The following is a 13,729-nucleotide window of genomic DNA, read 5'->3' as shown; positions in this document are numbered from 1 at the left end:
CTATTTCACTGAAAAATTTATCTCAGCGAAGAGAAATGACCTTACCGCAGCGGAATACCGCTTTGGCAAGGCCAACTAATTTTTATTATTTAATGTGTAAACTTGACAGGGCACAGTACCGGTTTGCCAACCAGTACGTGCTTGACCATTATCATCAAAGTAGTACCACCAGCCAGCTGGAGATTTAAACCATCCGGTAGCAGCATCACCACCATTATTAAAGAAGTACCAGTGACTGTTCAAGTTAAACCAGCCGGTCTGCATTGCACCAAAGTAGCCATTGTGGTTTGGCTGAAGATAGTAAACTTTGCCGTTAATTGTTTGAAGACCACTTTCTAATTGACCAGTACTTGGACTTAAGTAATACCATTGTCCACCATTGTAGCGCCAACCATGACTCAACCAGGCATTACTATCATCAAAATAATACCAAGCATTGTCTAAATATTGAAATCCTTTGAGTGCCCAAACGTTACTAGGGTCAAAGTAATAACGATTACCGTTAATTGTTTGCCAACCACGCAGCGCCCAAGCATTTGTTAGATCGAAGTAATACCAATTATTATTGATATTCTGCCAGCCCTTGTCAGCCCATGCATTACTGTAATCAAAGTAATACCAATTATTATTAATATATTGCCAACCAGTCAAAGCCCATGCATTAGTATAGTCAAAGTAATACCAGTTGCCAGCACCTGATTGATACCAGCCAGTTTGCGCAGTACCATCTTGGTTGAAGTAGTACCAGTTATTATTTATTCGTTGCCAGCCAGTAACATTATTGCCATTAATTGAATATGACCATTTCCCATTATTGTTAGACCATTCGCCCGAGTTAGCTACTAACCCTTGATAATCGATCGAAATATCTAAGTCACCGTTATATCCAGGAATGCGCCCATGGGAGTTAAACTGCCATGCTCCATAGTTTTGGTTCCTTAGGTTAGCTGAAGATGGTGAATAAAGGTATTGGGCAACCCAAGTACGGTTTTTCCCGACTGTTGAACTGACATTATAAGTTTGATCATAAGAAGTTGAGGCATAGACTGCATGGTTAGTAAAGCCACGATTATTTAATTGATTCCAGAAAGCATTTAAATGATTAGCAACCCCGTAATATTTGGTAGTTGTATCTTCCATGTCAGCATAAATTAAGGTGTTTTTGTCTAGCCCTAAAGCCTCCATTTCATTTGCTAAATAGTTAGCCTCATTGATAGCAGCATCCTGACTGCCAAATTTGGCATAGTGATACACTTGAACATTTAAGCCAGCATTTTTAGCATAATTAATTTGTTGACCAGCATATCGATTAATATAGTAGGTTCCTTCAGTAACCTTAACAATCGCTGTTTTAACTCCGAGATTTTTTAAGGTAACAAAATTATTAGGAGTCATACTAGCTTGATAACCACTAATATCAACTGCATCTACTCGAGGATAGTTAGCGTCACCAATATTGATTACTGGTGTGCCATCATAAGCAGTTTGTGCAGCTGCTTTTACGGTTGTATATGCGGTTGCTGGTGCAGCCGAATTTTGACTGTTAATACTTAATGATTGCGTTGGTTCAGCAGTGCTTTCACTAGCTACATTATTGGAACTAGTAGTAAAGGCACTTGCTGAAGTGGCACTTTGACTTTGTGTTGAAGCGGAATTAGCACTTAAATTGGCATTTGAATTTACTTGTTCGGCCTGTACCTGGTTAGTATCAGCTTGAACGTTTTTAGAATTTAAATATAACGAGGTTGATAAAGATAATAATGTTAATGTTGAAGCAAGATAGATATGGTTCTTCTGAGTCACTATAATCCTCCTAAAAAATTTATATAACGATAACTATTATAATTCCTAATACTAATTGTTTAATTTCAATAATATTAAGATCTGTTAACAAATTGTAATTTTTTTATGATTAACGTGTAGGAAGAAATAAAAAATAGTGATATATTACTAGTGTTAAATTATTTTTATTTGGGAAGGTAATTATGAAAAAACATTTTAAGCTTTATAAATCAGGAAAGCTTTGGGTTACTGCAGCAGTTGCTGTGTTATCATTTGCAGTTTCAGCTAATTTGAACCAAGCATCTGCTTCCGATAATACTGACGTCACCTCGACTCAAAACGAGTACTTTTTAGGTAATAATGACAAGTCTAATGATTCAAATATAACTACTAACATTAACGGTTATACGAATCAAAATGGTACTTGGAAGAATACTAGTGGCCAAAATGCAAATGGTTGGCAAACCACTGGCAATGATTGGTACCACTTTAATAATGGTAATCAAAATAAAGATTGGCAAAACATTGATAATAACTGGTACTACATGAATCCAGATAACGCCAAGATGGAAACTGGAATTCAAAAGATTAATAATAAAACCTACTACCTAAACGAACAACATGATGGTACGTATGGTGCAATGAAGACTGGTTGGCAGTATGTTGATGGTAACTGGTATGGCTTTAAAGGCGATGGTAGTGCATATACTGGCTGGAACTATCTTCATGGTAATTGGTATTATATGAATCCAGAAACCGCAGTTCTAGAAAGTGGTATTCAGAAGATTAACAATAATTTCTATTACCTGAATGGTAAGGCAGATGGAACATTTGGTGCAATGAAGACTGGTTGGCAGTATGTTGACGGTCATTGGTATAGTTTCAAAGGTGATGGTAGTGCATATCTTGGTTGGCAAAATCTTGGTGGTAATACTTACTATTTCAAACCAGAAAATGCACAAATGGCAACCTGTGATACTTTAATTGATGGTAATTACTATTATTTTGATCCAGTATCTGGTCATCAATTAAAGGGAATGTTAGTTGATGCTAATACTAAATTATTGAAGTATTACGATCCAAGTACTGGTATTCGGCAAACTGAACTTACGGTAAATGGCCACACCTATAAGTTCAATCCATTAACTGGGGTGATTGATACTACCACTCTCAATGATGGGTTAAATCAAATTGCAGGTCATATCTATTATTACAATCGTGGTACAAATAGTTTTGCCTTTAATAGCTGGCAAAAACTAAATGGTGCTTGGTATCACTTTAACAACGATGGAACAGCTTCTACAGGCTGGTTCAAGTCCCCAGCAGGTTTTTGGTACTACTTTGACAATGATGGAGCAAGTCTTCTCGGTTGGCAAAAGCTTAATAATAAGTGGTATCACTTTGATAATACTAATGCCTCAGCGGATACTGGTTGGTTTAAGACTCCGGCAGGTTTTTGGTACTACCTTGATCCAACAAATGCTTGGGCACATACAGGCTGGTTCCAATCACCAGCAGGTTTCTGGTACTACTTTGATAATAACAATGCTAATGCCTTAACTGGTTGGCAAAAGCTTAATAATGCTTGGTATTATTTCGACAATGTTAATGCCTTTGCTTGGACTAATTGGCATCTAATCAATGGTAGTTGGTACTTCTTTGATTTAGCTAATGCTTGGGCTGATACTGGATATCATATTATCAATGGAATTGAGTATTACTTTGATCCGGTTAATGCTAATTTATACCAAAACCGCTGGGTAAATGTTAATGGCTGGACATACCATGCTGATAATAGTGGTCGTTTATGGTTCCCACAATGGTATAGCCAATTCCCAGTTGCTGAGGGATGTTCAGTTTATTCATTGGCAATGCTATTAAGTCCTAAGGAATATATTAATATGGGATATGCATTGAACTTATTACAACCACGTCAATCAGGTAACATTTATACAGGTGCTGGTTTTAGACTAGTTATTCAACCAGATTCTTTAGTAGATCTTGCTCATCACTTTGATTCTTCAGTTCGGAACATTTCAGGAAGCAGTGTTCAGGATATTATTAATATCATTAATTCTGGTCATCCAGTTGAATATTATGGTTACTCCAGATATGAAAATACTTACTGGGCAAGAAACCACTGTAAGGTAATTGTTGGTTATCAAAATGGGTGGTTCCGGATCTTTGATCCTTGTTACAATTACGCTAGTCAAGGATCGTTCGGCTGGAATGCATATGATTATGGTGCAAAAGGTTGGATCACAACAGCTCAATTTGCTCGTGAATATGCGGGACAAGCAATTACGGTTGATTAATTTATTGAGAGATTCTTATCAAGCTGATAGGAATCTCTTATTTTTTGTAAATTGTAACAATATCGGGAATAGCTTATAATTACTAAGTTAGAATAAAATAAAGCAGGAATAATATGAGACAATTAACACGAAAAGAAGTTAAACAATATTTACTAAATATCTTGGTTAATTTTGATCAATTTTGTAAGCAAAATGATTTAACAATGTACTTATGTGCGGGGACATTATTAGGTGCGGTCCGTCACCATGGCTTTATCCCTTGGGATGATGACATTGATGTGTGTATGGACCGTGAAAGCTACAATCGGTTAGTAAGTATTGCGAAGAAAGATCCAGTATTTGATAAATACTATAAGGTGATTGATTTTCAGTTTGGTGACTCGAATTACCCATATATTAAAATTATTGATTTGCGGACAAAAATGAGTCAACAATTTGGTAATGATGTGGCTGACTATTTATGGATTGATGTTTTCCCAATGGATGGGTTACCAGATGATGAAAAACAACAAAAGCGACTTTACAAGAAGATATCAACTATCCGTGAGATTTTAATGTTAAGCTTTGCCAAACCAGGGCAGGGGCGAAGTTTTGCTAAGAAAGTCCTTAAAACACCATTGATCCCACTTGCTAAATTATATGGGCTTAAAAGAGTAAATAATCAATTATCGAAGCTTTCTCAGAGCTATGATTACCATAAGACGGGGCTAATTGGTGATGTCCTTTGGGGAGATTATGGTAAAGAAATTTTAACTGTCAAAGAATATTTTAAATCCACTAAGGTTACCTTTGAGGATTACACATTTGATACCTTTGCTTGTTGGGATAGATATTTAACTGAACTTTATGGTAATGATTACATGGAAATTCCACCAAAAAGTAAACAAGTTAACCATAACCTACAAGCATGGCTTAGATAAGATAATGGAAGGTAAATCATGCAAGCAGTACTAATTATCGCTCATAAAGATATTGATCAGGTTATTGAATTATCCAAAAAACTTAGACCAACATTTAAAGTAATTATTCATTTTGATAAGAAAACACCAGTTTCAGAAGCACAAAAACAGAAGCTTCAACAATTAGGTGTGGACTATTTTTCAAAAATTAGTGTTAATTGGGGAAGTTGGTCAATTGGGCAAGTTGCAGTTGAATTAATGCATCGGGCAATGCAAGATCCAGAAATTGATTATGTCCACTTGATTTCTGGACAAGATTGGCCTTTGAAGCCAGTTGAAGAGATTAAGAAATTTTATGAGGAAAACAATAATATCTATTTACGGTATTATAAAGCTGACGTAAAAAAGGGACGTGACAATGCTCTTAATTGGCAAAAGTTTTACTATAATTACGATAAAATAGATCGTCACTCTTTGTTTGGTAAAGTCTACAATCGTTTAAGCACCTGGGTTCAAAGCTTATTGAGGGTAAATAAGTTAAAGAAATTAGGAATTGATCTTGAAATCTATACGGGGGCTAATTGGTGTGACTTACCGCGCGATGCGGTCGAATATTGTTTGGATTATTTCGATAATCATGAAAACTTCCGTAAAATGTTAAAGACCGGGAGTTTCTCTGATGAATTCTGGGTACAGACAATTATTTGTAATACTCCACAATTTAAATCACGATTACAGTATGATTACCATCGCTTTATTAAGTGGGAGCATATTCATAATAGTTTTCCTGCAATTTTGGATGAACGAGACTATAAAGCAATTAAGAAGAGCAATGCGATGTTTGGGCGGAAATTTGAGAGTCCGTATTCAGATAAGCTAAGACAGTTACTACCTTAGATAGTGGGAGGAAGAAATGAAAAGAGTTCTTGTTGTTGGGGATTTTATTAGTGGTAGTGGTTTAACACAAGTTATTTTTAACGTATTTAGTCGATTTGATCCTGTAAAGTACAAAATTGATGCCGTAGGTTATGGAACTGATCCTGAAAATCTAACTGATAAAGAATGTGAAAAATTGGGATGGATGTTTGAGCGGGTTATTCCGGTTACTAAGAACCCAATTGAACACTGGAAATGGTGGAAAGCTTTCTTTAAAGAACATCATTATGATATTGTTTACTTTAATTATTCGTCTTCTTGGAATTATTTTCCCGTAATTTATGCTAAACGGTATGGAAAAGTAGAAAAAATAGTGTGCCATTCGCATAATTCTTATTTTAGTCATGAATTCTCTAATAAATTATTGATGAGAACTTTGGTGGCAGTGAATAACCACGGAAAAAGAGTATTTAACAAATATTCAGATCAAAAAATTGCTACTTCAAAGGAAGCGGCAAGATGGATGTTTAATGAAGACGATGATGTATTTATTAGTATTAATGGAATTAATATCCCTAAATTCGCTTTTTCAACGGAGAACAGAGAAGGTATTCGGCATAAGTTAAATATTGATACTAAGACAAAATTAGTCGGCTTCGTTGGAGTCCTTCAAGACCGCAAAAATCCGCTTTTTGCATTGGAAGTATTTGCAAACTATCATAAATCAAATCCGAATAGTGTATTTTTGATGTTAGGAAAGGGACCATTAAAGGGGCAAATTAATGAAAAAATTCAATCGTTAGGCATTAGAGATAGTGTTATTCAATACGATTTTATTGCTGATGTTAATAAATGGTATTCAGCAATGGATGCCTTGCTTTTTCCAAGTATGTATGAAGGATTATCGTTAGTAGCTTTAGAATCACAAATTAGTAATCTGCAAATTTTAGCTTCGGATACTAATGTTGAGGATATATTTGCGACAAGTAATATTAAGAAGATACACGGATTGGATGTTGCTAGATGGTCTAGTGAACTGGAAGATTCATTAAGTCAAAGTAAGAGTCGTGATTATCTTGATAATAATCTGGAGAAATTTAGTGTTGATCGCCAAGCTGAGGATATAGAAAAGTTGATGTAAGGAAAAGTTCCGTTACATCAACTTTTTAATATATTTTCTTAATAATATCATCTAGTTTAGCGAAATAATTATCATTATAGAATTCATTAATACTATTTTGAGTTTTCTTTTTGTCTTTAATATCTTTAATTTTACCAATTATTTTAGTGAGTTTATCAATGTTGCCTGGTTCATAGGAAAAACCATTAATCCCGTCTTTAACAACATCGTCATAACCGTCAAATTGACTAGAAATAACTGGTATACCACGAGAAATTGACTCTAAGAAAACCATTGGTAAACCTTCAAATTTAGAAGTCAAAATTACTCCATCAATGTTCTTATCTTCAAGGTAACGCCAGGGATCTTTTTGCCAGCTATCCCAAGTAACTTTTGAAGTAATTTGATTTTTGTCGATATATGTCTTACATTTTGTTATTTCTTCTTTTGAACCATTCCCCACTATAAATAGGTTAGTATTAGAAGAATTTTTCAAACCGTCAAAAAGTTCTTTTAGATTTTTTTGTCCTTTAAAAGAAATCCTACCAATATAGGCAATATTAACCCCATCATGTTGTTGAAAATGCCAAATATGTTCTTGCTTGATAGGATTATAAATCACCGCAACTTTTTTTTCTGACACTCCTAAACTTACCAATTGTTTCTTAATTTTATTACTGATTGCTAAATGGTAGTCTGCATATGTGATGTCATGCGGATTAAAAAGATCTTGATCAACTAGAGAAAAGTGAATCCAGGAAATTATTTTAAAATTTGATAACTTCGCTTTCCGCAGAAGTGAAGAAAGTTTAATAAATGATGGGCTAAGTGAAATAAGAAGGTCATTTTTCTTAATAGAAAAAGCTTCTTGTGTGAAAGAGAGTAGTTTAGAAAATTTACCTGAGTAATTTATAATTCTAACTTTTATATTAGAATTTAACTTACTTAACCAATAATCATTATCGGGAGCTCCAAAAATAACTAATTCGACAGAGTTACTTTTAGCAAAATGATTGAGTACTGGGACTAATACCGTTTCAGTCCCACCATTTCCAGAGAGGTGAGATGCAACAAATTTAATCATTAAATACTTTCCTTCCATGATGTTTTAATGATTTAACTATACACCAGACATAAAGAACAGTAAATTTACTTTTAGCAATGATTGTGGATAGTTATTAGTAGTGTTAAAATAGTTTTGTTCAATTTTATATAAAAGGATAGAATATATGAACAAACAATTACTAGATTTATTCAAATTAAAATTAAAAAAGCCTCAAATAACTCAAAGAGACTTGGCAAGTCAGCTGAATATCTCTTTAGGCAAGGTTAATCAGTTATTAGATCAATTAAAGCAAAATAATCTCTTTAATGAAGAACTATCTCTAACGATTAAGGGAAAAGAGTATATTGAAAATCATCATCCGCAACAGGCAGTCATTTTAGCTGCTGGCTTTGGGATGCGAATGGTCCCAATTAATACTGAGGAGCCTAAAGGATTGCTAGAAATTAATGGAGAACCATTAATTGAGCGCCTGATCAAGCAGCTTCAAGCTAAAGGGATCAAGCGGATTAAAATTGTTGTTGGCTTTATGAAAGAACATTATGAATACTTGATCGATCAATATGGGATTGAATTAATAGTTAATACTAAATATGGTGAATGGAATAACCTGTATTCATTGTATCTGGCCAAGGATTATTTAGAAAATAGTTATATTGTCCCGTGTGATCTTTGGTTTAAGAACAATCCGTTTTCAGAACTTGAAGATCAAGCATGGTATATGTTTAGTCGACAAACTAATTCGGATTCAAACTGGCAAGTAACCAATCGGGGAAACATTAAGCCGGTTAATCAAGATGGTAATCGAATGGTTGGCCTTGCATATCTGAATAATGAGTTAGGAAAACAATTAAAACAACGATTAATTGAACGGGTAGAGTCTCGTGATGGACTTAATCAGTTCTGGGAATCGACTTTAGACTTTCATGGTTCGGTGATTAATTCCAACTTGGTTGATGAGCATGATTATGCCGAAATCAACTCTTATGAAGAATTGCGTGATCTTGATGGTAATTCTAATCATTTAAAGAACGATGCAATCGATGTGATTGAACAAACGTTAAACGTTCCCGGAGAAGCAATTAATCAGATCCACGTCTTGAAGAAAGGGATGACTAATCGTTCCTTCATCTTTTCTTGTCAGGGAAAACGATACATTATGCGGATCCCTGGAGCAGGAACTGGTCAATTAATTAATCGTCACCAAGAATACGATGTTTATCAAAGGATTAAAGGATTACCTTATGTAGAACGGACCTTGTATTTGAATCCCCAAAACGGCTATAAACTAACTGAGTTTATTGAAAACTCCCGAAATTGTGATCCTAATAATTGGGATGATGTTCAACAATGCATGCACCTATTGAAACAAATGCATCAGGAGAACTTAAAAGTTGATCATCAATTTGATTTAGCTGGTCAAATTAATAAGTATGAGCAGTTACGTAGTGCTCCTTCTGCTTATCGTGATTACGGTAAGGTGAAACAACAGGTAGAAAGACTCTTGCAATATATTGAGCGGTTGGATAAAGAGTGGACACTTTGTCATATTGACGCGAATGCTGATAATTTTGTGTTTGATCAACAAGGGAATACTTTCTTAATTGATTGGGAATATGCAGGAATGCAGGATCCCCATGTTGACATTGCCATGTTTGCAATTTACTCAATGTACGATCAATCACAGATAGATCACTTAATTGACTTATATTTTGAACATTCAGTCAGTGAGGCTATTCGGTATAAGATTTACGCTTATGTTGCTATATGTGGTCTGCTTTGGAGTAATTGGTGCGAATACAAGCAGTCATTAGGCTTAGACTTTGGTGAATACTTATTAGCTCAGTATCGGTACGCAAAAGAGTACAGTCAAAAGGTGCTTCGGTACTTGGAAAGGAAATAAGATGGCAGAAATAGAAAACGCAATTATTATGGCAGCGGGCTTAGGCACCCGGATGCGTCCGTTAACCTATAAAACACCTAAACCGCTAATTAGGGTTGCGGGAAAACCAATGATTGAATCAGTAATTGAGGGACTGCATCAAAATGGAATTTATGATATTTCAATTATTGTCGGTTATTTAGCTGAGCAGTTTAATTATCTGGGAGAAAAGTATCCAGGGGTGAAGCTGATTAACAATCCATACTATAACCAGTACAATAATATCTCATCATTGTATGTGGCTCGTAATGAATTAAAGAGCACGATGATCCTCGATGGTGATCAGCTAGTAATGAATCCAGAATTATTAAAGAGAGAATTTACTCATTCTGGATATGCCGGAGCAAAGATTAGTCAATTTACTGATGAATGGATTATGCATCCCGATCAAAATGGTAAGATTTTACGATGCGACCGTTCAGGAAATGATCATGGTTGGCGCTTATATAGCCTATCAAAATGGCAAGCGGAAGATAGTCTGCGTCTGAAAGATTACTTAGAAGCAGAGTTTGAAAACGCTCATCACTACGACATTTACTGGGATGATATTGCTATGTTTGATTACTTTGATGAGTTTTCATTATATGTAATGCCAATCACGGCTAATGATATTATCGAAATTGATAGTGTCGATCAGTTGAAACAGGTTGATCAGCGGCTGACAAAGAGAGGATAGGATTGTGAAAAAGTATAAAGAAATTGACTGGTCCTTAGTTACTATTCCGATTATTGTTGTTTTTGGCCTGAGTTTTTTATTAGAACGCTTCCCTAAAAATTCACAACTCATTTTGGAAGATATTCGGTCATTCTTAAACAATCAATTATCGTTTCTCTATATTTTGGTGGGATTGTTCTTTTTTATCAGCACACTGTACGCCGCTTTTTCAAGAATTGGCCGAATCAAGCTCGGTGATTCAACAGACAAACCCGAATATTCAAATCTTCGCTGGGGAGTCATGATTTTTACTTCGACCATGTCAGCTGATATTATCTTTTACGCCTTATGTGAATGGCTAATGTATTCTAGTGAGACGTTTATCAAGCAAAAAGGGGCAACGATGGAATGGTCGTTAACCTATTCATTATTTCATTGGGGACCGATTGCTTGGTCGTTTTACCTAATGTTGGCGGTGGCATTTGCCTATATGCTATATGTGACCAAAAACAAACGACAAAAATTTTCAGAAGCCTGTCGACCATTACTGGGTAAATATACTGATGGCATAGCGGGAAAATTGATTGATCTGATTGCGATCTTTGCTTTTATTGCAGGAACAGCGACTACCTTTTCCATGTCCATGCCCTTATTGTCGCAAACGGTTGGTGTCCTTTTTGGAATCCGTCAGGTTAAGCAACTGTCGATTATTTTAATTTGCGTGGTTGTTTCAATTTATCTGATTGCTTCAGTAATTGGGATGAAGGCAATTTCACGGTTAAGTACGATTTGTTATACTTTCTTTATTGGCTTATTACTCTATGTTTTACTTTTCAGTGGTTCTTTTAGTTATATTGTCGATGCTGGTATCCAGGCCGTGGGGAATTTAACCCAAAATTTTATCGGAATGGCAACGACAACTCATAGCCATGGCTTTACCCAAAACTGGACAATCTACTACTGGTCATATTGGATTGTTTGGTGTGTGGCCACGCCATTTTTTATTGGTAGTATTAGCCGGGGACGAACAATTAAGGACGTAGTTTTACGCGGTTATGCTTGGGGACTAGGTGGAACCTTTTGTGCTTTCGTTGTGTTAAGTAGCTTTGGCATGTCACGCCAAGTGCAAGGATTAGTCAACGCTACCCAACTAATCTCAGATGGCAAAAACTATGCCCAGGTAGCCATTAAGCTAATGGAGACTTTGCCCCAGTATCGCATTGCCTTGATTCTTTTGGCTTTAGCAATGATTGGTTTATATTCAACCGTGTTTGATTCCATTACTATGGTTGTCTCTAAATATTCATATAAGCATCTAGCAATCGAAGAAGAACCTAGTAAAACTATTCGAGGCTTCTGGGCAATTGTGTTTATGGTATTGCCAATGGCGCTGTTAATTAGTAATAGTAATATGTATAATATTCAGTCGGTAGCGATTATAGCGGCATTACCAACGATGATCGTGATGCTCATGATTGTGGTTGGGTTTTATAAGGAGAGTAGGAATCATGTTTAGAGGGAAAGTCACATGAAAAAGGTAAGTCAGATAAGAATTGGAACACTGTTAATAGTCTTAGTGATATTCTTTATATATTCAGCTGAATGCCAATTTAATGGGGGAGTAAAATTATTTGGCGATGGTATCTTTCATGTTCAGCGAATTTTAGAAATTCGAAATTCATTCTTACATTTAGAAATACCTAGTTGGGTAAATTTTTCTACTTTTTTTGGAATAGGACAAGCAGTCAATGGAATGTATCCAGACATTACCCTATGGCCTTTGGTATTCATAACTATTTGCTTATCTCCGCAACATCAAGTTGTAGTGATTAGTTTCTTGATATTTTTCCTTACATTAACTGTTACTTGGCTTTGCTTGAGTATCAGGACAGATAACATTGAAATGTCATTTTACCTTGCTACGATCTATACCTTTTTAGGATATACTTTGTATTAATTCTTAAATGAGATTCAACCTGGTGCTGCAATAATAAATATTTTTATCTTTCCAATTTTCTTTGTTAGTAAAGAGCTATTAGATTCAAAGAAAATTGATATTACCTTAATTTGTAAGTTCTCACTCTGTATTATTCTTATAGGGTTTTCACATTTACTTAGTTTAATAGTATATGGCTTTCTTTTAGGAAGTGTTGTTTTATTTCGGATTTTTCAAAGGAAAATTAGTATATCTTTTTTTGTTAATGCTTTATTAAGTTTTCCGTTAGTCTTAGTTGGGATGTCCCCAATTATATATCGTATTTTGAAAATATCTAGTTCAGGTATATTAGAACCTTTTGGTAAGGGACATATAAAAGCTGCCACTTTACCGAAAATGCTAGAGTTTATTTCATGGTGGTCGCGGGGACAACTATCTATCGCTGCATTGGTACTATTAATAATAGTATATTGCTTCTTTAATTCGGGTATAAAAAGTCAATTAATTAGATTGTCGATTCTAGAAGGATACATGTTTATCCTTTGTTTAAAGGCTTTTCCATGGAAAGTATTTAATCATGTTCCATTAGTTAATACTTTACAGTATACTCCGTGGCGGTTTGGAATATGGCTTTCAGTAATTCCAATTATTATGTTTGCTGATAATTTTAAGGACTATCAGCAAATTATTGGAATTAAAATTAGTCATATTTTGGCACTTTTATCAGTAATTTTGAGTATTTCTGCACAGTCTTATTTAATAAGTGGTCAGGTTTTAAGGTTAAATAATGATGTTATTGCACAGATAATGGCCCCTACTCCTACAGCTTCAGAGCAAAAAAACTATTAATGGCTATGGGAGAACACCCAGATTATTTTCCTAAGGTAGAGAATGTAAAGAATAGAAAATACGAATTATTGCCATCTAGATTGGATCAAATATGGAATCAAAAGATTAAAGTAGAAAATAAATCGTATGACTTTGTAGAAAAGATAGGTGAGAAAAATTTAAGTTTTTATGTGGCAGATTGCAAGAAATAACTTGAACGAATTTAGTGACGTAGATTAAGCAAGAAGATCTCGATTGGTGTATGCCAATTAAGACATTTAAGTGGCCGTGAATTCAGATACCAATTGATTTG

12 protein-coding genes are annotated in these 13,729 nt (G+C 35.0%); 10 read left to right on the top strand and 2 right to left on the bottom strand.

Annotated elements, in window-relative coordinates; genetic code table 11:
- Nucleotides 1-75 precede the first annotated feature (75 nt).
- Nucleotides 76-1,803: a GH25 family lysozyme gene (locus HUK49_RS11565; RefSeq protein ID WP_191913589.1), complete on the bottom strand. Its 1,728-nt coding sequence runs from the start codon at nucleotides 1,801-1,803 to the stop codon at nucleotides 76-78.
- A gap of 182 nt (nucleotides 1,804-1,985) precedes the next feature.
- Between HUK49_RS11565 and HUK49_RS09720 the strand changes: the two genes are divergently transcribed.
- From HUK49_RS09720 to HUK49_RS09705, 4 genes are all read left to right on the top strand, one after another.
- The gene (locus HUK49_RS09720) at nucleotides 1,986-4,097 is read left to right on the top strand and encodes a KxYKxGKxW signal peptide domain-containing protein (protein ID WP_191913588.1); all 2,112 of its coding nucleotides are present in this window, start codon (nucleotides 1,986-1,988) and stop codon (nucleotides 4,095-4,097) included.
- Nucleotides 4,098-4,210: 113 nt separating this feature from the next.
- Nucleotides 4,211-5,017: a LicD family protein gene (locus tag HUK49_RS09715; RefSeq protein WP_191913587.1), complete on the top strand. Its 807-nt coding sequence runs from the start codon at nucleotides 4,211-4,213 to the stop codon at nucleotides 5,015-5,017.
- Nucleotides 5,018-5,035: 18 nt separating this feature from the next.
- The gene (locus tag HUK49_RS09710) at nucleotides 5,036-5,893 is read left to right on the top strand and encodes a beta-1,6-N-acetylglucosaminyltransferase (protein ID WP_191913586.1); all 858 of its coding nucleotides are present in this window, start codon (nucleotides 5,036-5,038) and stop codon (nucleotides 5,891-5,893) included.
- 16 nt (nucleotides 5,894-5,909) lie between these two features.
- A complete protein-coding gene (locus tag HUK49_RS09705; RefSeq protein WP_191913585.1) occupies nucleotides 5,910-7,013 on the top strand; it encodes a glycosyltransferase in 1,104 nt (367 codons plus the stop codon).
- A gap of 25 nt (nucleotides 7,014-7,038) precedes the next feature.
- On the opposite strand, the gene HUK49_RS09700 is transcribed toward HUK49_RS09705, so the two are convergent.
- Complete coding sequence (locus HUK49_RS09700) at nucleotides 7,039-8,076, bottom strand: glycosyltransferase (protein WP_191913584.1); 1,038 nt, start codon at nucleotides 8,074-8,076, stop codon at nucleotides 7,039-7,041.
- 145 nt (nucleotides 8,077-8,221) lie between these two features.
- Here HUK49_RS09700 and HUK49_RS09695 point away from each other — a divergent pair, with 145 nt between their 5' ends.
- The 6 genes from HUK49_RS09695 to HUK49_RS09670 all read left to right on the top strand — a co-directional run bounded on the left by HUK49_RS09695 (nucleotide 8,222) and on the right by HUK49_RS09670 (nucleotide 13,628).
- Nucleotides 8,222-9,958, top strand: coding sequence for a phosphotransferase (locus HUK49_RS09695; protein WP_191913583.1), 1,737 nt, complete (start codon nucleotides 8,222-8,224; stop codon nucleotides 9,956-9,958).
- A gap of 1 nt (nucleotide 9,959) precedes the next feature.
- Nucleotides 9,960-10,673, top strand: a complete 714-nt coding sequence (locus HUK49_RS09690; protein WP_191913582.1) for an NTP transferase domain-containing protein — start codon at nucleotides 9,960-9,962, stop codon at nucleotides 10,671-10,673.
- A gap of 4 nt (nucleotides 10,674-10,677) precedes the next feature.
- Nucleotides 10,678-12,168 carry a BCCT family transporter gene (locus HUK49_RS09685; RefSeq protein ID WP_191913581.1) on the top strand — a complete coding sequence of 497 codons (1,491 nt, stop codon included), beginning with the start codon at nucleotides 10,678-10,680 and terminating at the stop codon, nucleotides 12,166-12,168.
- 12 nt (nucleotides 12,169-12,180) lie between these two features.
- Nucleotides 12,181-12,609: a hypothetical protein gene (locus tag HUK49_RS09680; RefSeq protein WP_191913580.1), complete on the top strand. Its 429-nt coding sequence runs from the start codon at nucleotides 12,181-12,183 to the stop codon at nucleotides 12,607-12,609.
- A gap of 279 nt (nucleotides 12,610-12,888) precedes the next feature.
- The gene (locus tag HUK49_RS09675; RefSeq protein WP_191913579.1) at nucleotides 12,889-13,437 is read left to right on the top strand and encodes a hypothetical protein; all 549 of its coding nucleotides are present in this window, start codon (nucleotides 12,889-12,891) and stop codon (nucleotides 13,435-13,437) included.
- On the top strand, nucleotides 13,437-13,628 hold the full coding sequence (locus HUK49_RS09670; RefSeq protein ID WP_191913578.1) for a hypothetical protein: 192 nt from the start codon (nucleotides 13,437-13,439) through the stop codon (nucleotides 13,626-13,628). Before HUK49_RS09675 ends, HUK49_RS09670 begins: the two co-directional genes overlap by 1 nt.
- Nucleotides 13,629-13,729 lie beyond the last annotated feature (101 nt).

The sequence above is a fragment of the Limosilactobacillus portuensis genome, assembly GCF_014838735.1.
Taxonomy (GTDB): Bacteria; Bacillota; Bacilli; order Lactobacillales; family Lactobacillaceae; genus Limosilactobacillus; species Limosilactobacillus portuensis.
The sequence above is the reverse complement of the archived record's forward strand: the minus strand, read 5'-3'. Positions and strand labels throughout refer to the sequence as shown.

Coding starts and splice junctions, on each gene's coding strand:
- HUK49_RS09695 (WP_191913583.1), top strand. CDS start 8,222: ATGAACAAACAATTACTAGATTTATTCAAATTAAAATTAAAAAAGCCT.
- HUK49_RS09670 (WP_191913578.1), top strand. CDS start 13,437: ATGGCTATGGGAGAACACCCAGATTATTTTCCTAAGGTAGAGAATGTA.
- HUK49_RS09720 (WP_191913588.1), top strand. CDS start 1,986: ATGAAAAAACATTTTAAGCTTTATAAATCAGGAAAGCTTTGGGTTACT.
- HUK49_RS09710 (WP_191913586.1), top strand. CDS start 5,036: ATGCAAGCAGTACTAATTATCGCTCATAAAGATATTGATCAGGTTATT.
- HUK49_RS09675 (WP_191913579.1), top strand. CDS start 12,889: ATGTCCCCAATTATATATCGTATTTTGAAAATATCTAGTTCAGGTATA.
- HUK49_RS09680 (WP_191913580.1), top strand. CDS start 12,181: ATGAAAAAGGTAAGTCAGATAAGAATTGGAACACTGTTAATAGTCTTA.
- HUK49_RS09690 (WP_191913582.1), top strand. CDS start 9,960: ATGGCAGAAATAGAAAACGCAATTATTATGGCAGCGGGCTTAGGCACC.
- HUK49_RS09705 (WP_191913585.1), top strand. CDS start 5,910: ATGAAAAGAGTTCTTGTTGTTGGGGATTTTATTAGTGGTAGTGGTTTA.
- HUK49_RS09700 (WP_191913584.1), bottom strand. CDS start 8,076: ATGATTAAATTTGTTGCATCTCACCTCTCTGGAAATGGTGGGACTGAA.
- HUK49_RS09715 (WP_191913587.1), top strand. CDS start 4,211: ATGAGACAATTAACACGAAAAGAAGTTAAACAATATTTACTAAATATC.